Source organism: Streptomyces sp. P9-2B-2, from assembly GCF_030406865.1.
In the GTDB taxonomy this organism is placed as follows: Bacteria; Actinomycetota; Actinomycetes; order Streptomycetales; family Streptomycetaceae; genus Streptomyces; species Streptomyces platensis.
Map to the genome: position 1 here is coordinate 7819086 of NZ_CP129126.1, position 20077 is coordinate 7839162.

The window sequence follows — 20077 nt, forward strand, 5'->3', positions numbered from 1 at the left end:
GGTCACCGGGTTCCGTAAAACCGAGTAAAGAAGCGATCATTTCTGCCATGAGCTTTCCTCCGCCCCCGCCGAATCAGCCGAACCAGCCGCCCAACGCCCCTCCGGGCGGCTTCGGTCCGCCGGCCGGGCCCTACGGGCCGGGCGGTCAGGGTCAGGGCGGATACGGCCCGGGTGGCTATGGCACGCCCCCGGGCGGCAACCAGGCCCCCGGCGGCTACGGCCCGCCCGCGGGCGGCTACGGCCCGCCCGGACCGGGCGGCCCCGGCGGCTGGCAGCAGCCGCCCGGCCCGCCCGGCGGTGGCGGCAACGGGAAGACCATCGCGGCGATCATCGGCGGTGGCGTGATCGTGCTGGCCGCCGTCATCACCGTCATCGTGGTGAACAACAGCGACGACAACGGCAACCACCGCGCCCAGCCGTCCAGTTCGAGCACCAGCGCCACCCCGTCCGAGAGTGCGTCCCCGACGCCCTACGAGCCCCCCACGCCCACCGCGACGGCCACCGGCAGCGACTTCGAGAAGTCCCTGCCGACGCCCTCCAACGGCAAGATCCCCTTCTATCTGCTGAAGGTCGGCGACTGCTACGACCGCCCCGCGGACGGCGGCGGCAACAACGACGAAGCCTCCTGCAACGGCCCGCACGACGCCGAGGTCGTCGCCACCCACCGTCTGGCGTCCGGGCTCACCACCGAATCGGGCATCCAGAACAAGGCGGCCTCGCTGTGCCGCAACGAGCTGGAGCGCAAGGCGGCCCAGCAGCCCGCCGGCACCGCCGAGGGCACCTACGTCCAGTACCCCAGCCTCAGCGGCTACCGCCTCGGCATCAAGACCATCAGCTGCAGCCTGACGGGCAACCGCTCCCTCACCAAGAAGCTCACCAAGCCGCTGTCCTGACCCCTCGCGGAGGACAGTGGACCACTACGGGGCGCGGGCAGACCACCACGGGGCGGGGGCGGAACCCGGACAATCCGGAGTTCCGCCCCCGCCCCGTCGGCGCGCGCACCGCGGCAGCCCGGTGCCTGGTGGCTCAGCCCGTACTCAGCGGTCCACCCGCTTGCCCGCCGCTCCCGTATCCGCGACCTCGCCGACCTCGGCGGCCGCCGGATCCAGCACCCGCGCCAGAAACGTCCTGGTCCGCTCGTGCTGCGGGGCTCCCACCACCTGCTCCGGGGTGCCCTGCTCGACGATCACGCCGCCGTCCATGAACACCACCCGGTCGGCGACCTCCCGGGCGAAGCTCATCTCATGGGTGACCACGAGCATCGTCATCCCCTCCTGCGCCAGCCCCCGCATCACCGCCAGCACATCGCCGACCAGCTCCGGGTCCAGCGCCGAGGTCGGCTCGTCGAAGAGCATCAGCTCCGGGTCCATCGACAGCGCACGGGCGATGGCCACCCGCTGCTGCTGCCCGCCCGACAGCTGCGCCGGATAGGCGGCCGCCTTGTCGCTCAGTCCGACCCGTTCGAGGTTGGCGCGGGCGACCCGCTCCGCCTCCGTGCGGTCGCGGCGCAGCACCCGCCGCTGGGAGATCGTGAGATTCTCCAGCACGGTCAGATGCGGAAAGAGGTTGAAGGACTGGAAGACCATCCCGATCCGCCGGCGGACCCGGTCGATGTCCACATCCGGGTCGGTGACCTCGGTGCCGGCCACCACCACCCGGCCCGCGCTCGGCTCCTCCAGCAGATTCACACAGCGCAGCAGGGTCGATTTCCCGGACCCCGAGGGCCCGATGACACACACCACCTCACCGCGCGCCACCGAGAAGTCGATCCCGCGCAGCACCTCCAGTTCCCCGAAGGCCTTGCGCAGCCCCTGTACGTCGATGGCCTGCGCGTCCACCGTCTCCGGTGCCGCCTGCTCGGTCGTCACGCCGTTCACCTGGCCTTCGCCGTACGGGCCTCCAGCCGACGGACCAGCTGGCCGAGGGGGAGGGTGATCACGAGATAGAGCAGCCCGGCGATCAGGATCGGGGTCAGGCTCTTGTGCTCATTGAGCGCGTCCCGGCCGAAGTTGGCCAGCTCGAACTGGGTGAGGGAAAGACCCAGCAGATACACCAGCGACGAGTCCTTCGTCAGCAGGATCAGCTCATTGGTCAGCGGCGGCAGCACGATACGGAACGCCTGCGGAATGACGATCGAGGCCATCGCCCGACCCTGCGACATTCCCAGGGAACGCGCCGCCTCCGTCTGCCCCTTGGGGACGGCCTGAATACCGGCCCGGATGGTCTCCGCCATATAGGCCGCACCCACCAGCCCGAGCGACAGCATCACGGTCACGTTCATATCGAGCGCGACCTCGAAGGCCAGCGGCACACCGAAGCCGAGCGCGATGAACACCAGCAGACAGGGAATGCCGCGGAAGAACTCGATATAGGTGACCGCGATCCAGCGGTAGGGCGGCACCGACGAGAGTCGCATCAGCGCCAGCACCAGCCCCAGCGCCAGACCGAAACCGAATCCGAGCAGGGTGTAGAGGACGGTGTTCACCAGCGCCGTGGTGATGATCTCCGGGAAGAGCGCCTTCGCGACCTCGACATCGAAGAACGCCATCCGCAGCTGGTGCCAGTCGGCGATCAGCGCGAAGACCACCACGGCGGCGACCAGCACGCCGTATTGCACGCCGCGGGTGATCCGCGCGCGCTGTCTTTTGGAAACAGGCATGACAGGCGGCCTCAGCTCTGCGGGGTGGTGCCGAACCACTTCTTGTAGATCCGGTCGTAACTCCCGTCGGATTTCGCCTTTTTCAGCACCGCGTTGATCTTCTTGCGCAGCGCGTCATTGCCGGTGCGGACGCCGATGCCGTAGTGCTCACCCGTGTTGAATTCCGCGGTGACCTTGGTGTCCGGGTTCTGCTTCACATAGTCGAAGAGCACGCCGTTGTCATTGATGCCGGCATCGACCTGGCCGGACTTCACCGCAGTCAGCAGCAGCCCGAGATCCTCGAACTCCACCAGTTCGACGCCCTTGCCGTGGTCCTTGGCGTAGATCCCGCCGGTGGTGGCCTTCTGATAGCCGAGCTTCTTGCCCTTGAGGTCCTCGACCTTCTTGGCGGGCTTGCCCTTCTTCGTCAGCAGGGCCTGGGTGGCATTGAAATAGGGGTCGGAGAAATCCATGACCTTGTCGCGCGCGGCCGTGATCGTCATGCCGGCGGCGGCCAGATCGCATTTGCGGATGGTGAAGTCCTGGCCGGTCTCAATGCCTTCGAAGGGCGTGTTGACGATCTCCTGCTTGACGCCGAGATCCTTGGCGACCAGATCCACCAGGTCCACATCGAACCCGACGACCTTGCCGTCCTTCTTCACCTGGAACGGTGCGTACGGCAGGTGGGTGCAGGTCTTCAGGGTCCCGGAGGAGACCAGTTCCAGGCCGCCGGACCCCTTCTTCCCGTCGGACTTGGTGCTGCTGCACCCCGCCAGGACGATGACGGCCGTGGCAACGGCTATGACAGGCAACGCGGAGCGAGCGGACACTGGTCCTCCAGAGCGGATACAGATCATCCAAGCGGTGCATGCTGCGATGTGGCTGCATCCTGCCACCGGCCCGGGGCTCTGTCCCTGCCCCGTCGGTTGCGTCTGTGTAACGCCTTCGGCCCGCGTCCGGTGCCGCGCGCGCCGCCGGTCCCGCTCCCGGGGCGCCCGTCAGCGGCCGAGCCCGGCCGCCAGCTCCGCGATCGCCCCCGGCCCCACCCGGCAGCAGCCCCCGATGAGCCGGGCACCGTCCGCGGCCCAGGCCGCGACCCGGTCCGCGCTGAACTCCGGGCTGCCGCACCACGCCCGCGCCGCCGCGTCCCACCGCTCCCCGCTGTTGGGATAGACCACCACCGGCTTGCCGGTGACCTGCGCCGCCAGCCGCACCGCCCGGTCCGCATCGTCCGGCGCGCAGCAGTTCACCCCCACCGCGATCACCTCATCGGCCTCCGCCGCCACCGCGAACGCCTCCGCCAGCGGCTGCCCGGCCCGGGTACGGTCCCCGGCGACGCTGTACGACAGATAGGCCGGGACCCCCAGCCCGCGCACCGCCCGCAGCAGCGCCCGGGCCTCCTCGGCGTCCGGCACCGTCTCCAGCGCCAGCACATCGGGCCGGGCCGCCGCCAGCACCTCCAGCCGCGGCCGGTGGAACCGCTCCAGCTCCGCCACCGACAGCCCGTAGCGGCCGCGGTATTCGGAGCCGTCGGCCAGCATCGCGCCGTACGGGCCCGCCGAGGCGGCCACATACAGCGGTCCGGTGACCCCTGAGGCCACGGCCTGCCCGGCCGCCTCACGGGCCAGCTCCACACTCCGGGCCAGCAGCTCCGCCGCCTGCTCCGCACCGATGCCGCGCCGCGCGAACCCCTCGAACGTCGCCTGGTAGCTGGCGGTGATCGCGACCTGCGCCCCGGCCTCGTAGTACGCCAGATGCGCCCGCATGACCGCCTCCGGCTCCTCGGCCAGCAGCCGCGCCGACCACAGGGCGTCGCTCAGGTCGTGCCCGGCGGCCTCCAGCTGATTCGACAGCCCGCCGTCGAGGACGACCGGCCCCGCGGCGAGGGCGTCGGCGAGCGGCGGGAACGTGCTGACCATGGTGCGGAGCCTCTCGGTGCTGCGGGAGGCGCGGGTCCCCACGCCTCACTCAAGATCGTAGTGCCGGGCGGTGCGCACGGCCCTGGGAGGCGCCTTCGCGCACGCGCCCCCGGCCGACGCCTTCGCGCTGGGTGTGCGCCGACCGGGACAGCGCGGCTGGCTCACAGCGCGGCCCGCGACTCAGCCCAGCAACGAGAACACGAACGAGAAGCGCGCCGGAGCCACCTCCAGCCGGTGCTGCGGCAGCACCCCCGGCCCGCAGGACTGGCTGCCGATGCCGTGCTGCGCATGGTCGAGATGGACCCACAGATCCTCGCCCGGCCGCAGATCCGTGGTGTGGCGGGCCGCGGTCAGCTCCTCGGCCGGCCACCGGCGGGCGGCGAAGAAGAAGTCCGGGTCACCCGCGATCCGCAGCCCCGAGCCGTCCGTACGCGTCAGCTCCGCCCAGCGCACCCCGGGCCGCGCCCCGTTCTCCTGCGGCCGGACATACGGCGTCTGGAGCGCGTCCACCGGCATCGACCAGCGGCCGACCCGGGCGGCGGCCCGGGTGTCCGGATAGCCCTCGCCGGGCCCGCCGCCGAACCACGTGGCGAGCCCCAGACTGCCGCACACCCGCATCCGCACCCCCAGCCGCGGCAGCGGCACCGGCCAGTCGCCCTCCGGGTCGACGCTCAACTCCAGCCGCAGCAGGTCGGGTTGTGCCGTCCAGCGGTAGACGGTGCGCAGAGCCATTGGCGTCCCGGCCGGGGCGACCCGGGTGCGCACCGTCAAGGAGTCCGGGCCGGTCTCGACGGCATCGACGCGGTGCCGCATCCGGTGCAGACCGAGCCGCCGCCACTCGGTGGCCGGCCGTGGTTCCGGCTGCCAGGGCGCGGCCTCGTCGTTGTCGGTCGGCGCCCGCCACACGTCCAGCCGGGGCCCGCCGAGCCGTACGCCGCCCAGATAATCCAAGGTCCCCGTGGTGGCGTCGAAGGTCCCCGGACCGAGGACGATCACATTGCCCTCGCCGCGGCGCGGGGTCGCGGTGGCCGCCGGGGGAGTGGCGGCGGGGCGCGGCGCGGCCGGGAGCTGGGCCCAGGCGACCTCGTGCCCCGCGGGCGCCCATGCGGTGTCCTGCTCCAATACGGCCTGGACCGTCCAGATCGCCTCTCCCTCGTCGCCCGGTACGCACGGCGCCGGCGGCAGCTCCACCACGGCCGACGCACCGGGCGCCAACGGCGGCACCGTCAGCCGGCCGTGCCCGCGCCGCTCGCCGCCCACCTCGTGGACATAGCGGAATACGAGAGGGTCGAGGCTGGCGAAGTCATACCGATTGGTGATCCGGACCGCGCCCGCCGCGCCGTCGTCGTGCACGGCCTCGATCCGCACCGGCTCGATGACCTTCTTGAACTCCAGCAGGCCGGGGGAGGGCACCCGATTCGGCAGGACCAGCCCGTCGCAGACGAAGTTCCCGTCGTGCAGTTCCTCGCCGAAGTCACCGCCATAGGCGTAAAAGACCTCACCGTCGGCCGTCTGCTGCCGCAGCCCGTGATCGATCCACTCCCAGACGAAACCGCCCTGGCAGCGCTCATGGCGCTCGAACAGCCGCTGGTACTCGCTCAGTCCGCCGGGCCCGTTGCCCATCGCATGCGCGTACTCACACAACAGGAACGGGAGCGCCCGCCGCCGGGCATCCAGCTCCGGGTCGGGCAGCGGTGCCTCCGCGCGCCGCCCGATGCGCTCCACCTCGGCATGGTCGGCGTACATCCGGGAGTAGACATCGGTGTCGGCGCAGCTGGGGTCGCCCTCGTAGTGCAGCGGGCGGGACGGATCGCGCTCGCGCATCCAGGCGGCCATCGCGGACAGCCCCCGCCCCGTACCGCACTCGTTCCCCAGCGACCACAGCACGATGCTGGGGTGGTTCTTGTCCCGCTCGACCATCCGCCGGGCCCGGTCGAGCAGCGCCGGCTCCCAGCGCGCGTCATCGACCGGATTGTCCCGCCGGCCCTGCTGGGCAAAACCGTGCGTCTCCAGATCGCACTCGTCGACCACCCACAGGCCCAACTCGTCGCACAGATCCAGGAAGGCGGGGTGCGGCGGATAGTGGCTGGTGCGCACCGCGTTGATGTTGTGCTGCTTCATCAGCAGCAGATCACGGCGCATCGTCTCCGGGCCGAGCGTCCGTCCCGAACGCGGGTGGAACTCATGCCGGTTGACGCCGCGCAGCAGGATCCGCCGGCCGTTGACCGTCAGCAGCCCGCCCTCGACGCGGACCGTACGGAAGCCGATCCGCAGCGGGATCCGCTCGCCCGGGGTGACCAGCTCCCCGTCGTAGAGGTGCGGTTCCTCGGCCGTCCAGGGACGCACCGGCACCGTGACGCTCTCCCCGGTCGTCAGATCGAGACCGAGCGCGGGAACGGACACCCGGCCGGCCGGTTCGCACTCCACCCGCAACGTGCCGCACCCCGTGACGTGATCGAATCCGGCGTGCACGAAGTGGTCGACGACCGAGCCCTCCGGACGGCGATGGAGCGAGACGTCCCGGAAGATGCCGGGGAGCCACCACTGGTCCTGGTCCTCCAGATAACTGCCCGACGACCACTGGTGGACCCGCACCGCCAGCACATTGCCGCGTGGCCGCAGCAGCTGCCCGACCTCGAACTCGTGGGGCAGCCGGCTGCCCTTGAAGTGCCCCAGCTCCGCCCCGTTGAGCCAGACCCGGGCACAGGATTCCACCCCGCCGAAGTGCAGCACCGCCGGCCCGTCGCCCCACCCCTCGGGCAGATCGAAGCGGCGCCGGTGATCGCCCGTCGGGTTCTCGTCCGGCACCCGCGGCGGATCGACCGGGAAGGGATAGGCGGTGTTGGTGTACACGGGCGCCCCGCCGAGCTGCGGCCGCTCGCCGCCCCCGTACGAGCCCTCGTCGGCGAAGCGCCCCTGAAGCGGCCAGTGGCCGGGCACCCGCAGCTCCTGCCACTGCGCGTCATCGAAGTCCGGCCGGGCGAACGAGTCGTCCTCCGCACCGGCACGCGCCGACAGCCGGAACCGCCAGGCGCCGTGCAGCGAGAACCGGGCGGCATCCGAGCCCGCGTACCAGGCACGGGGCGGCAGGACCCCACTTCCCGGCGAGCGGTCCTCGTAGTACGGCGGGCGGCCGGGGCGGGGCGGTGCGGATGACGTGGAATGCGGCGCGTGCGGCGAAGTGCCGGTCACTGGTCCTCCTGCTGCGGGCGGCGTGCCTGGCGGTGGGGGATCGGTTCAGCGAAGCACGAGCGGGGGCCGGGCGCAGGCGGTTGGGGGGATTGGGGTGGGGGCCGCCGGGTCGCCCGGCTCAGGCTCAGCGGTCGACCCGCCATAACCCGCCCGCGAGGCCGCCCAGGGCCGACGGCCGACTCACCGCACCCCGTTCCCCCTCACCCCTCCTCATCCCCTCTCACCCCTCCGCCGACAACCCCGCCAACGCGCCCGCCGGATCGTCCGTGGCCGGGCCCGCGGGCACCCACTGGCCGCCCTCCCGGCGGTACGGCCACCAACGGCCGTCCCGCCCGTAGCGCAACTGGGCCGCCCCGCCTACCACCGTCCAGCGGTTACGGGTGACCCGCAGCCGCGGCCGGGTTTCCTCGTCCTCCCACGCGGCCGCCAGCCGGCTGGTGGCCCGCGCCAGCGCCTCGGGCTCCGGCGTCCAGTCCTCCTCCAGGACCGCCAGCCCCGCCGCGCCGCCCAGCTCCCAGGCCCGTACGGCCGACGCCAGACCCCGCGCATCACGCCCCGAACCGGCCGCCAGCCGCGCCGATATGGCCGCCCCGGGTAGCGCGGCCGCCAGCCGCACCGCATCCTGGGCAGGCGTCAGGACGGGCGGCGGCGGACCGTCCGGATGCCGCAGGGACAGCGCATCCGCCAGCAGCCGCTGGGCGCGGGCCGCCGCGGCCCCGATCAGGAACTCCAGCGCGGCCACGTCCATTCCGGGCGCGGGCGGGGTGCCGCCACCGAGCACCGGCGGGGCGCCCGGTGCGGCGACCGGCGGCGGGGGCGCGGGCAGCGGCGGCAGGATGTCGCGCGCCGCGTACGCCTCGACCGCCGGCACCCCCGCACCGGAAGGCTCCGCCGCGCCCGCGCCCGCCGGGCCCTCCGCCCGCGACACGCTGCGCGCCTGCAACTCGTCCAGCAGCTCCCGCTCACCCCGGCCGCGCAACAGCAGCAGTACGAACGGGTCCTGGTCCAGCAGCCGCGCCAACTGGTAGCACAGCGCGGTCGAATGCGCGCAGTGGTCCCATGCCCCACAGCTGCACTCCGACTCCAGGTCGCCGATGCCCGGCAGGAGTTCGATACCGGCCGCGGCGGCGTCCTCGACGAGCACCGGCGGCATGTCCCGGTCCAGCAGCGCCGCGATGTGCCCGGCCCGGTCCGCGACCAGGTCCAGGAAGCGGTCCCAGTCCGCCGCGCTCAACTGCTGGAGCAGGACATCGGACCGGTGCCACGTATGGTCCCGGTCCTGCACCACCGCGGTGATCCGGCCGGGACGCACCGACACCGCACCGACCGCACCGGCCCGCGCATGCCGCCGCCCCAGCTTCACCTGCGCGCTGTCCAGCGCGGTGTCCTCCAGCGCCTTGAGCCACGCCTGCCCCCACCAGCTCCGGGCAAAGGCCCGCCCGGGCGCCGCGGGCAACGCCTCGAACGTCCGCTCCACGGCGGCGGAAGCCCCCTCGTCCAGATACATCCGTCCCTCAACTCCCGGCATATTCATCCCTCGTTCCCCCGCAGGGCGACCAGATCCGCCAGCTCGGCGTCGGTGAGTTCGGTCAGCGCGGCCTCGCCGGACCCCAGCACCGCATCGGCCAACTGCTGCTTACGGGCGAGCATGTCGGCGATCCGGTCCTCGATCGTGCCCTCCGTGATGATCCGGTGGACCTGCACCGGCTGGGTCTGCCCGATGCGGTACGCGCGGTCGGTGGCCTGCGCCTCGACGGCCGGATTCCACCAGCGGTCGAAGTGCACGACATGCGCCGCCCTGGTGAGGTTGAGACCGGTACCCGCCGCCTTCAACGACAGCAGGAACACCGGCGCCGCCCCCTCCTGGAAGCGCCGCACCATCTCCTCCCGGCGGGCCACCGGCGTCCCGCCGTGCAACAACTGCGTGGGCACCCCCCGCGCCGCCAGATGCCCCTCCAGCAGCCGCGCCATCCGCACGTACTGGGTGAACACCAGCACGCTCGCGCCCTCGGCGAGGATGCTGTCCAGCAACTCGTCCAGCAGCTCGACCTTTCCCGAACGCCCCGCGATCCGCACCGCTTCCGCCGTACGGCCGTCCGCGGCCGGGCCGCTCTCCTTCAAGTACTGCGCGGGGTGGTTGCAGATCTGCTTGAGCGAGGTGAGCAGCTTGACCACCAGCCCGCGGCGGGCGAACCCGTCGGTCCCGGCGATCTCGTCGAGCCCCTCGCGCACCACGGCCTCGTACAGCCCGGCCTGCTCCTTGGTCAGCGCCACCGCACGGTCGGTCTCCGTCTTGGGCGGCAGCTCCGGCGCGATCCCCGGGTCGGACTTACGGCGGCGCAGCAGGAACGGCCGCACCAGCCGGGCCAGCCGCTCGGCCGCCGCCACCGCCTCCGGGGACGCCGCCGCACCGCCCTCGATGGCCCGCGCATAGTGCGTACGGAACCGCCCCAGCGGCCCCAGCAGTCCCGGCGTCGTCCAGTCCAGGATCGCCCACAGCTCCGACAGATTGTTCTCCACCGGGGTACCGGTCAGCGCCACCCGGGCCTTGGCGGGCACGGTCCGCAGCGCCTTGGCGGTCGCGGAGAACGGGTTCTTGATGTGCTGGGCCTCATCGGCGACGACCAGCCCCCAGCCCACCTCCGCCAGCTTCCCGGCATCGAGCCGCATCGTCCCGTACGTGGTCAGCACGAACTCACCGTCCGCCAGGTCCGCAAGACTGCGCCGCCCGGCATGGAAACGGCGTACCGGTGTGCCCGGCGCGAACTTCTCGATCTCCCGCTGCCAGTTGCCCATGAGGGAGGTGGGACAGACGACAAGAGTGGGGCCGGCCGACTCGGGAGCGGTCTGCCGGTGCAGATGCAGGGAGATGAGCGTGACCGTTTTTCCCAGCCCCATGTCGTCGGCGAGACAGGCGCCCAGCCCCAGCGAGGTCATCCGGTGCAGCCAGCCGAGCCCGCGCAACTGGTAGTCGCGCAGCGTCGCGGTGAGCTCCGCCGGCTGCCGGACGGGCGCGGCGTCGCCCTCCGGTTCGGCGATCCGGTCACGCAGCCGGGCCAGCCAGCCGGAGGCCGCCACCGCCACCCGTCCCCCGTCCCCGTCCTCGGCACTGCCGGTGAGCGCGGCGCCGAGCGCGTCGAGCGGGGTGACCTTCCGTTCCTGCCGGTCCCGGGCGGCCCGCACTGCCGCCGGATCGATCAGCACCCACTGACCGTGCAGCCGCACCAGCGGCCGCCCCGCCTCGGCAAGCCGGTCCAGCTCCGCCTTGTCGACCTCCTGGTCCCCCACCGCGAACCGCCAGCTGAACGACAACAGCGCATCCGCCGACAACAACGAAGGCAGCCCCGAGCCCCGTCCCTCGTCCCCGTCACCGTCGCCCCCACCGGGCGGCCCCACCACGGCACGGGCGGTCAGCGTGCGCGCCAGCTCCTTCGGCCAGTGCACCGCCACCCCCGCGGCGGCCAGCGCACCGGCGGGCGGCCCGAGCAGCTCCGCGATCTCCTCATCGGCGAGCTCCAGCGCCTCGGGCACCGCCGCGGACAGCAACGGCGTGAGCGGCGCCCAGGCGGCCGCCGCCCGCCGCAACGTCAGCAGCGTGTCCATCCGCGCCCCCGCCCCGAACGCCTGCCCGGCCGCCGAGGCCCCCGCCCACACCTCCGAGGCATCCGCGACCAGCGCCGGATCACTGAGACTGTGCAACTGAACCACGGCGGCAAACGTGAAGGGCGCCCCGTCTGGAGCCCCCTCGCCCTCCCCAGCCAAACCGCCACGCAGCCTGTCCGGGCGCGCACCCACCTTGCCGCCCTGCTCCCCGCCCCGCACCTCCACCCGCAGTGAGATCCGTACGCCCGCGTCATGCCCCGCAGCGACCTCCGCGGCCCAGGCGCGCTGTTCGGGGATGTGCTGCGGCGCGGTCACCGCGAAGTCCGGCGCCCCGGTGGCCAGCGCGGCGCCGGGGGAGCGCGGCAGTCCGTCCGCCACCGCGTCGAGGAAGGCCCGTACATGCCGTTCGGGATCCGGCAGCTCCAACGGGTCGGTGTCCGGGAGCGGGCTCGCGTGCGCGTACGGCGGCATCGCGGCGGCGAGATCACGCAGCCGCGCCAGATCCGCCGGATCGAGCGGCCCCAGCCGCCAGGCGTCGTACCCGGCCGGACTGACCCCCGGCAGTATCCGCCCACGGGCCGCGAGCTGGAGCGCCAATACGGTCGCGGCTCCCCAGAAGGCGGCAGCCGGATGGGCGTCCCCGCCGGCCCGCGCACGGGTGAGCACCGGCACCGCCTCGGCCACCGTCAGCACCAGCGCCGGGACCTCGCACAAGGAAACCCCGCCGTCGTCATCCGGCAGCGCAACGCCCAGCGACGCGTCCCCCATGGCTTCACCATCAGGCCGCCAGAACGCGATCCGCCCGGCCCGCGGCGGATCCGACGGCAGAAAAACCGCTGCGCACTGCGCGAGTGCGGAGAGCTGAGCGGGAGTGACCGCGGGGAGGGATGTCACGGGCTTCCGGGCTCCTCAAGTTTGACTAGTCACATCTGGAGCGCCCGAGAGTACAGGACGACGTGCCCCCGGAAGGAACCTGCGACGCGAAATCGGCGTTCAATGGAGTACACAGAGCGCGGCATGCGCCGCGGAAGGGGCGTGAAGATGTCCACTCAAGCGAAGGTCGCGGTCGGCGGCGTAGCGGTAGGAGTGATCCTGCTATGGCTGCTGCCCTTCTGGGCGGCCCTCTTGGTCATGGTCGGAATCCCGGCCGTCGCGTATCTGACCCTCGACTCCTCCCAACGCCGCCGCCTACGCCGCGTAAGCCGCAAACAACTCGGCCGCTGACGGGTTGCCGGTGGCTGGCCGCCGGTTCGCCTTCGGCTGGTGGGTGGCGGGTCGGAGGGGACGCCCGGTACCCCGTCCTCGGCGCGGGCGACGCGGGTCCCAGAGGTAAGGCACCCCGGCGTTTGCTCCAGTCCTGCGGGCGGGGCACCGGGCATCCCCTCCGACCACCGTGCGTACGCGGCTGTCCCGCCGTACGGATGACCGCTACGGCAAGGCAGCGGGACCTCTTGGCAGGCATCTGGTCCGCCCCCGCAGCTTGGGCGCGGGCCGAGCTGGGCCGTAAGGCGCGGTGTCACCGTCCGGCAGTCGGCAACGGGGGACGGTCGGAGGGGATGTACCGGGGCCCGCCCGCAGGACCGGAGCAAACACCGGGGTGCTCAATCGCACGTAGCCGCGTCGCCCGCGCCGTGGGGGCACCTCCCGGCCGGAGGCTGGGGGAGGGCCCCGGTGCGTCCCCTCCGGCCCCCGCGGCAACCACGTATCCCGCAACGGCGCCAGCCCATACGCAGCCGCAGCAAAAACGCCACGGCCACCCCCACAGGGGCGCGAGGAACTGCGCGCCCAGCCACAACGAAACCCGCACCCACACCCGCACCCAAACATCGCCCCAAGCGGAGGGCACCGACTTTTCAGACGGGCCGCTCCGCCAACTCCTCAAGCGCCGCCAACAACCCCGGCAGCTCAGGCCCCCGACCCACCGGATGCACCTCCCCCGGTTCGTCATCCAGCAGCACGAACGCAATGTCATCGGTACGGGCAACCATGCTCCACCCAGGCCCATCCACCCGCAGCGTCCGCGCCTCCCCCGCCGCGAACGACGACCGCACCCGCCCGGGCGGCGGCGGCTCGTTCACATAGCCGCGAGCCTCCTTCAGCACCCGCCGCACCCCCTCGTGCGCCTCATCCCCCGGCTCCGCAAAGCTGACGTCGCCCTCCACCTGCTCGCGCCACGCCGCCCACTGCATGGCGATCTCGTCGGCGCCGAGCCGCCGCTGCGCCGGCCCCCACTCCTCCGCGTCCGGAGGGGTGAGCGGCGCCGGATCGCCCTCCTGCGGCTCGGGATCGTGCGGCTGCGGCACACCGGGTGCCGCCACGGCGAGCGCGAGCGGCCAGCCGGGCAGCGCCCCGACGATGCTGCTCTCGCCGGGCGAGAGGTCGTACTCCATGCCGCAGTCCCAGGCCGCGATGGCGCAGGCGACGAGTGACACATCCTCGGTCACCACGGTCCAGCGCCCGCCGTCACCGTCCTGACCGAGGACCAGCCCGTAGCCCTCCGCGTACGGTTCGAGCCCGAGGCCCGCGCACACTTCGGGGTAGTCGTCGCCGAGCACGCTCGGGAACTGCGCGGGCGTCAGCAGCACCGCCGTCAGCACGAACAACTGATCGTTGTCGGCGCTCTCGGTCGTGGGCACGCGGGCCTCCCCATCGGGTCCATTGCGGAGTACGTCGGCGCACCCTAATTCGCTTGGTATGGGCTTGTCACCAGCCATACGCTGCGCGGATGTGTTTTTACAGCCGCCGGATGCACTTCGTGTGCCTGGTATGCCGGGCCGCGTGGAAGAAGACGCCGGACGCGCGGGGGCCGGGCCGATGCCCACAGTGCCGTGGTGAGCTGATCAACGCGGGCGCGGACCTGGCGGTGCCCAAGCGCCGCGACACGGCCGGGTGGCGCGCGCTGGAGGCGGTGCTGCGCGCGGGGCTGACGTTCCATGGCGGGTGCTGCGGTACGGGACCGGGCTACCGCCCGGGCACACCACGCGAGGTCCAGGAGCGGCTGGCGCTCGCCGGCCGCACCGGTATGCCGGTGAAGACGGCGCTGGCCGTAGTGGATGCCACACTCACCGACCGCTACGGTGCCGACGCCCGTACCCCGGGACGCGGCACCCGCAGCTCCCGGCGGCGGGCCGGTGTGCCGAAGCGCTCACGGGACACCGCCTGGCGCGGCTGATTCCGGCCACCGCGAGGCGCGATCTGGCACCCGCCACGCCGTTCAAGTGCCGCCCAGGCCCGTAAAATTGGCGCTTCGGCGAACGAAGGGACGGTTGTCAGGTGCGGCGCTACGACTGGTTGAGGGAGATCCGGCGACTCGACCCGGAGCGCGACTTTTTGCGGATCTACCGCATCATCGCGACCCATGAATTCCCCTGGGACGTCACCCGGGCCCTGGAGCTGGCGCTCTACCGCACCTATGCCGTGCCGAGCATCGGCCGACTGCTCGCCGAGACCGCGGAGCTGACGGACCGTACCCAGAAGCGCTATGACGACACCGCCCTCCTCCTGGACGCCGTCGTCGAGCACGGCTTCGACGGTGAGGACGGCCGGACGGCGATCCGGCGCATCAACCAGATGCACCGTAGCTATGACATCAGCAACGAGGACATGCGCTATGTCCTGTGCACCTTCGTGGTGGTGCCCAAGCGCTGGCTCGACGAGTACGGCTGGCGGCGGCTGACCGCACACGAGCAGCATGCCGTGGCCACCTACTACCGCACCCTCGGCCGCCACATGGGCATCACCGAACTCCCGCAGACCTACGAGGACTTCGAGCAGTGCCTCGACGCCTACGAGGAGGCGCACTTCGGCTGGGACGAGGGCGCGCGGCGGGTCTCGGACGCGACCTTGGACCTGATGGCCGGGTGGTACGGCCCGCTCGCCCCGGTGGTGCGCGGTGCCAGCATGGCCCTCCTGGACGACTCGCTGCTGGACGCCTTCCGGTACGAGCGGCCCAAGCCGGCGGTCCAGAAAGCGGTACGCACCGCCCTGAAGCTGCGCGCCAAGGCCGTACGGCTGCTGCCGCCCCGCCGCACCCCGCACTACGCCCGCCAGAACCCCGAGATCAAGGGCTATCCGAACGGCTTCCGGGTGGCCGAGCTCGGCACGTTCCCCACCTCCCGCCGCACCGGCACCTGCCCGGTTCCGCACGGCGAGGGCCCGGCGGCCTGAGGCACCTGCCGTCCGCCGTGGGCGTCAGCCCCGGCGGACCGCCAGCGCCAGATAGCGGGAGTCCTCGTCCTCGTACCGGATGAGGTCCCAGCCGCAGCCGGCGAGGAGGGGCCGCAGATTCGGCTCGGCCCGTAGATCGTCAGGTGTGATCGGACGGCCCTTGCGCGCGGCGAGGGCGGCCCGCCCGATGGGGTGGAAGAGAGCCAGCCGGCCACCGGGGCGTACGGTCCTGGCGAGCTCGGTGAGGCCGCCCGCCGAGTCCGGCAGATGCGACAGCAGCCCCGCGGCAAAGACGGCGTCCAGCGCGGCGCCGGGCAGCGGCAACCGGCTCACGTCCGCGAGCAGCAGCGCCGCGTCACGGTCGCGCCCGGCCCGTACGGCGGCCTCCAGCATCTCGGGCGTGAGATCGGCGCCCAGCACCGTTCCGCGCCGCCCCACGGCCGCCCGGAGCGCGGGCAGCGCGCGTCCCGTGCCGCAGCCGGCGTCCAGGACCCGTTCGCCTTCCTGGAGGCCCAGTTCGGCGACGCCGGCCGCATAGGCGGGGCCGTCGTCGGGGAACTTCGTGTCCCAGGTGGCGGCGCGGGACGCGAAGAACGCACGGACCTCCTGCGGGCGGTCGGCGTGGTGGTCGGTCATCGGGCTCCTCCGGGAGTGCGACGGGCGGCGAAGGCGGCCAGGACGGCGCTGCCGTGGGACTCGACGGCACCTGGCGAGACGCGCGTCACGGACGATGATCCGCGCCGCTCCGGTGCCTGCTGCCGCCTCATGAGCTCATGATCCCGCACAGCCCGACCGGTCACCGGGCGAACGCCGCCGAGGACGTACCGGACTCCGGAGACGGATGCCTCTACTCGGCTCAACTATCACGAATTCGGAGGTTGATGGGCTTCTTGATCGGAAGACGTGACCGCTTTGGCCATTCCGCGAAAATCCCGGTCAGCGGGCGGTACGGTCCTCGCCATGGATTTCGTGCGGCTTTCTGCCGCCGAAGGCTCCCCCCCGTCGAGCCATGGATCCGCACACCCCGTGACACGCAGGACCCTGCATCCTGGAGGAGACGGCCGATGAACGCCGCACAAGGGGCCCCGGAGGGCGCAGCCCCGGGCCTCGACGCCGAGTTGACCCTGAAGATCTTAGTCGCGGGCGGCTTCGGCGTGGGCAAGACAACACTGGTGGGCTCGGTCAGTGAGATCCACCCGCTGCGTACGGAGGAACGCCTCAGCGAGGTGGGAGAGACGGTCGACGACACCGGGGGAGTGGATCTCAAGGGCACCACCACCGTGGCGATGGACTTCGGCCGCATCACCATCCGGCAGGGCCTGTCGCTCTACCTCTTCGGCACCCCGGGGCAGGACCGCTTCTGGTTCCTGTGGGACGACCTGTCGGAGGGCGCACTGGGCGCCGTCGTCCTGGCCGACACCCGCCGGCTCCAGGACTGCTTCCCGGCGGTCGACTACTTCGAGCGCCGCGCGATCCCGTTCCTGGTGGCCGTCAACTGCTTTGCGGAGTCCCGGTCCTACGGCGCCGACGAGGTGGCCCGCGCGCTGGACCTGGACCGCGGCACCCCCGTCGTGCTCTGCGACGCCAGGGACCGCGACTCCGGCAAGGAAGTGCTGGTGCGGCTCGTCGAGCACGCGGGGCGGCGGCACTCCGACAGGGTGCTGGATTCGGTGGGATGACCGCGGGGGCGGCGCGTGGCGCGGCGCGGACGGGCCGCGCCACACGCGCCCTCAGTCCGCCACGGCCGCCAGGGCGATGACCTTGTCGATCCTGACCCGCACCACCAGCTCGCCCGGCACGCCGTTGCGGGCGCCGAACTCCTCCGCCCGCTCCTCGCCCATGTAGCGGGCCGCGATCCGGGCCGCCCAGTGACGGACCTCCGTCAGATCGCTGCTGATCTCCGCCGTCCCGTGCACCACTACGAAGGCAAACGGTGGCCGGTCGTCGTCGACGCACAGTGCCAACCTGCCGTCGCGGGCGAGGTTGCGGCCCTTGACCGTCTCCTCCCCGGTGTTGAACACCAGCTCGTCACCGTCCATGAGGAACCACACCGGCGCGATGTGCGGGCCGCCGTCGTCCCGTACGGTCGCCAGCTTGCCGGTCCGGGTCCCCGCGGAAAGGAACCTCTGCCACTCGTCCTTCGTCATCTTGTGTGCCATGCCGACATCCTCGGCCATGCGGCACGAACCGGTATCCCGTGGCACGCCGGACCGGGGGGCCGCTTGCCGCGACGGCCGAGGTGGGACAGGCTGGCACGACGGCCTTCGAACGGACCACGGGCCGCGGTCCGGCCACGAGTGCGGGCACAGACACGGGGAGGAAGCAGCAATGGCATTGAGCAGCGGACTCGACTGGCTGCTGGACGACCTGACCAAACGGGTGGAGAAGGTACGGCACGTGCTGGTGCTCTCCAACGACGGCCTGGTGACCGGGTCGAGCGAAGGACTCCAGCGCGACGACGCCGAGCATCTCGCGGCGGTCGCCTCGGGACTGCACAGCCTCGCGAAGGGGTCGGCGCTCCACTTCGGCATCGGGCGGGTGCGCCAGACCATGGTCGAGTTCGACGACGGGCTGTTGTTCGTGACGGCGGCGGGCGACGGCAGCTGCCTGTGCGTGCTGGCCGGGGCCGACGCGGACTTGGGCCAGGTCGCCTACGAAATGACGCTGCTGGTCAATCGTGTCGGCGAGCATCTGGGCGTCGCGGTCCGCCAGCCGGAAAGTTATCCACAGGTCTGAGGCGGGGCTTGACCCGCTGTCATCGCCTGCGGCTACAGTCGTCACTGTCAGTGATCGACCGAGTTGCGGGGGAAGCGACATGACAGTGATGTGCGACGGGCAGCAGACGCTCACGATGGGACGAGCGGCCCGTGAACTGGAGCTGAGGAACGGCGAGTTCGAACTCGCCACCCAGCTCGGAAAGGTACGGACGGTCCCGTCCGGGACCGACGGCCGGCCGGGCACCGCCGGATCGCTCGGCCGCCGCCGGGTCCCGGCGGAGGAGATCACCCGCCTCCAGGCCGAGCCCGGCTTCCCGGACGCGCTCCGCGAACGGATCCGCACGGTCAGCACGAACGAGGCAGCCGCGCTGATGGGCATCGGCCCCGGACGCGTCCTGCGCCTGACCCGGGCCGGCTGCTTCGGCCCCGTCAGGTTCTATGTGAACCGCTTCGGCGCGGTGGTCTGGCTCTATCTCGCGGCCGAGGTCTCCGACTTCGCCGACCGCGAACCCGACCTGATGCGGGGCAACACCCCCGCGGCGATGCGGGTGATGCTCGACAGCGGACAGGACTGGCGGGCCCGCCAGTGGCGCAGCCGACGGGTCGCCCAGCTCATGGGCCAGACCGACGACCCCTGGGAAGCGGCCGCGGTGATCGCCGCCGTGCTGCCCCCGGAGGAACTCGCCTCGGTGGCCGAGGACCCGCGGGAGCGGGCCCTGCTGCGCCGGCTCAGGCCCGTGCTGGCATCTGTGATCACGGTGACCCCGGCCGCCCGGGAATCCTACGAGCGGGTGCTGACGGCGGACGACTTCGACGAGGTGATGTGGTACCGCGTCAACCTCTCCCGAGAGCTCGAAACGGCCCGCAGGGAAGCCCCGGACCGCCTGCGGACACCCGCCGCCGCGCCCTCCACCGCCCGCCCCGGTCAGCCGCCGAGTTTTCTGAACAACCCCTCCTGGACGACGGAAACCAACAGGCTGCCCTCCCGGTCGTAGATCCGCCCGCGGGCCAGGCCCCGGCCGCCGGTGGCGATCGGCGACTCCTGGTCGTAGAGGAACCACTCGTCCGCGCGGAACGGCCGGTGAAACCACATCGCGTGGTCGAGCGAGGCCATATCGAACCCGCGCGGCCCCCAGAGCGGTTCAATCGGGATGCGGACGGCGTCCAGCAGCGTCATATCGCTGGCGTAGGTCAGCGCGCAGGTGTGGACGAGCGGATCGTCGCCCAGCGGCCCGACCGCGCGCATCCACACCGCGCTGCGCGCTTCCGCACCCTCGATCTCGTCCGGCGTCCAGCGAAGCCGGTCGACATACCGGATCTCGAACGGCATCCGGCGCGCCATCCGCTCCAGACCCTCGGGCAGATCGCGCAGACGCTCGCGGACCTCGTCCGCGACCGTCGGCAGCTCCTCCGGGCCGGGCACCGCCCGGCGCATCGCCAACTGATGATCGAAGCCGGGCTCCGGCTTGTGAAAGGAGGCGGTCAGATTGAAGATCGTGCGTCCCTGCTGGACGGCGACGACCCGTCGGGTGGTGAAGGACCGCCCGTCCCGGACCCGCTCGACCTGGTACACGATCGGCACCCCGGGCCGGCCGGGCCGCAGAAAGTACGCATGGAGCGAGTGGACCGGGCGGTCCCCTTCCGTGGTCCGCCCGGCCGCCACCAACGCCTGGCCCGCGACCTGCCCGCCGAAGACCCGCTGTAGCGATTCCTGGGGACTGCGGCCCCGGAAGATGTTCACCTCGATCTGCTCGAGATCCAGCAGATCGACCAGCTTCTCGGCAGGATTGGTCATGACCGGCGGCCCTCCGTCACATCCTCCGGTGGCTTCGGCCGAAGCC

The 20077-nt window shown here is 72.1% G+C and carries 18 protein-coding genes; 7 read left to right on the plus strand and 11 right to left on the minus strand.

Annotated features, from left to right (window positions below):
* Positions 1-47: 47 nt before the first annotated feature.
* Positions 48-893 carry a hypothetical protein gene (locus QT196_RS34340; RefSeq protein WP_168482565.1) on the plus strand — a complete coding sequence of 282 codons (846 nt, stop codon included), beginning with the start codon at positions 48-50 and terminating at the stop codon, positions 891-893.
* 144 nt (positions 894-1037) lie between these two features.
* Here QT196_RS34340 and QT196_RS34345 read toward each other — a convergent pair whose 3' ends face one another.
* The 7 genes from QT196_RS34345 to QT196_RS34375 form a co-directional block, all read right to left on the minus strand.
* Positions 1038-1877 carry an amino acid ABC transporter ATP-binding protein gene (locus QT196_RS34345; protein WP_290356328.1) on the minus strand — a complete coding sequence of 280 codons (840 nt, stop codon included), beginning with the start codon at positions 1875-1877 and terminating at the stop codon, positions 1038-1040.
* Positions 1874-2659, minus strand: a complete 786-nt coding sequence (locus QT196_RS34350) for an amino acid ABC transporter permease (protein WP_085924966.1) — start codon at positions 2657-2659, stop codon at positions 1874-1876. The genes QT196_RS34345 and QT196_RS34350 overlap by 4 nt, the downstream gene beginning before the upstream one ends.
* An 11-nt stretch (positions 2660-2670) precedes the next feature.
* Positions 2671-3468, minus strand: a complete 798-nt coding sequence (locus tag QT196_RS34355) for a basic amino acid ABC transporter substrate-binding protein (RefSeq protein WP_290356329.1) — start codon at positions 3466-3468, stop codon at positions 2671-2673.
* Positions 3469-3636: 168 nt separating this feature from the next.
* Positions 3637-4557, minus strand: coding sequence for a homocysteine S-methyltransferase (mmuM, locus tag QT196_RS34360; RefSeq protein WP_266732546.1), 921 nt, complete (start codon positions 4555-4557; stop codon positions 3637-3639).
* Positions 4558-4737: 180 nt separating this feature from the next.
* Entirely contained in the window at positions 4738-7749 is a 3012-nt protein-coding gene (locus QT196_RS34365) for a glycoside hydrolase family 2 TIM barrel-domain containing protein (RefSeq protein WP_290356330.1), read from the minus strand.
* A 220-nt stretch (positions 7750-7969) separates the two neighbouring features.
* Complete coding sequence (locus tag QT196_RS34370; protein ID WP_290356331.1) at positions 7970-9277, minus strand: SWF or SNF family helicase; 1308 nt, start codon at positions 9275-9277, stop codon at positions 7970-7972.
* Positions 9278-9279: 2 nt separating this feature from the next.
* Complete coding sequence (locus tag QT196_RS34375; RefSeq protein WP_290356333.1) at positions 9280-12246, minus strand: DEAD/DEAH box helicase; 2967 nt, start codon at positions 12244-12246, stop codon at positions 9280-9282.
* 147 nt (positions 12247-12393) lie between these two features.
* On the opposite strand from QT196_RS34375, the gene QT196_RS34380 reads away from it, so the two are divergent.
* Positions 12394-12576, plus strand: coding sequence for a hypothetical protein (locus QT196_RS34380; protein ID WP_042161392.1), 183 nt, complete (start codon positions 12394-12396; stop codon positions 12574-12576).
* Between the two features lie 629 nt (positions 12577-13205).
* On the opposite strand, the gene QT196_RS34385 is transcribed toward QT196_RS34380, so the two are convergent.
* The gene (locus QT196_RS34385) at positions 13206-13988 is read right to left on the minus strand and encodes a hypothetical protein (RefSeq protein WP_290356335.1); all 783 of its coding nucleotides are present in this window, start codon (positions 13986-13988) and stop codon (positions 13206-13208) included.
* Between the two features lie 89 nt (positions 13989-14077).
* On the opposite strand from QT196_RS34385, the gene QT196_RS34390 reads away from it, so the two are divergent.
* Both QT196_RS34390 and QT196_RS34395 read left to right on the plus strand, forming a co-directional pair.
* A complete protein-coding gene (locus QT196_RS34390) occupies positions 14078-14524 on the plus strand; it encodes a hypothetical protein (RefSeq protein ID WP_248001441.1) in 447 nt (148 codons plus the stop codon).
* A 101-nt stretch (positions 14525-14625) separates the two neighbouring features.
* Positions 14626-15519 (plus strand): oxygenase MpaB family protein, encoded by an 894-nt coding sequence (locus QT196_RS34395; protein WP_168482572.1) that lies wholly within the window; start codon positions 14626-14628, stop codon positions 15517-15519.
* Between the two features lie 24 nt (positions 15520-15543).
* On the opposite strand, the gene QT196_RS34400 is transcribed toward QT196_RS34395, so the two are convergent.
* Positions 15544-16155, minus strand: a complete 612-nt coding sequence (locus tag QT196_RS34400; RefSeq protein WP_168482573.1) for a class I SAM-dependent methyltransferase — start codon at positions 16153-16155, stop codon at positions 15544-15546.
* Between the two features lie 428 nt (positions 16156-16583).
* On the opposite strand from QT196_RS34400, the gene QT196_RS34405 reads away from it, so the two are divergent.
* Positions 16584-17198: an ATP/GTP-binding protein gene (locus QT196_RS34405; protein WP_168482574.1), complete on the plus strand. Its 615-nt coding sequence runs from the start codon at positions 16584-16586 to the stop codon at positions 17196-17198.
* 51 nt (positions 17199-17249) lie between these two features.
* On the opposite strand, the gene QT196_RS34410 is transcribed toward QT196_RS34405, so the two are convergent.
* The gene (locus QT196_RS34410) at positions 17250-17678 is read right to left on the minus strand and encodes a PPOX class F420-dependent oxidoreductase (protein WP_266732558.1); all 429 of its coding nucleotides are present in this window, start codon (positions 17676-17678) and stop codon (positions 17250-17252) included.
* Positions 17679-17847: 169 nt separating this feature from the next.
* On the opposite strand from QT196_RS34410, the gene QT196_RS34415 reads away from it, so the two are divergent.
* Together QT196_RS34415 and QT196_RS34420 are read left to right on the plus strand one after the other, a co-directional pair.
* A complete protein-coding gene (locus tag QT196_RS34415; RefSeq protein ID WP_085924956.1) occupies positions 17848-18255 on the plus strand; it encodes a roadblock/LC7 domain-containing protein in 408 nt (135 codons plus the stop codon).
* 79 nt (positions 18256-18334) lie between these two features.
* A complete protein-coding gene (locus tag QT196_RS34420) occupies positions 18335-19231 on the plus strand; it encodes a DUF6397 family protein (protein WP_248001442.1) in 897 nt (298 codons plus the stop codon).
* Here the strand turns inward: QT196_RS34420 and QT196_RS34425 are convergent.
* Positions 19162-20031, minus strand: a complete 870-nt coding sequence (locus QT196_RS34425; RefSeq protein WP_168482576.1) for an acyl-CoA thioesterase II — start codon at positions 20029-20031, stop codon at positions 19162-19164. The two genes, QT196_RS34420 and QT196_RS34425, sit on opposite strands and share 70 nt — an antisense overlap.
* Positions 20032-20077 lie beyond the last annotated feature (46 nt).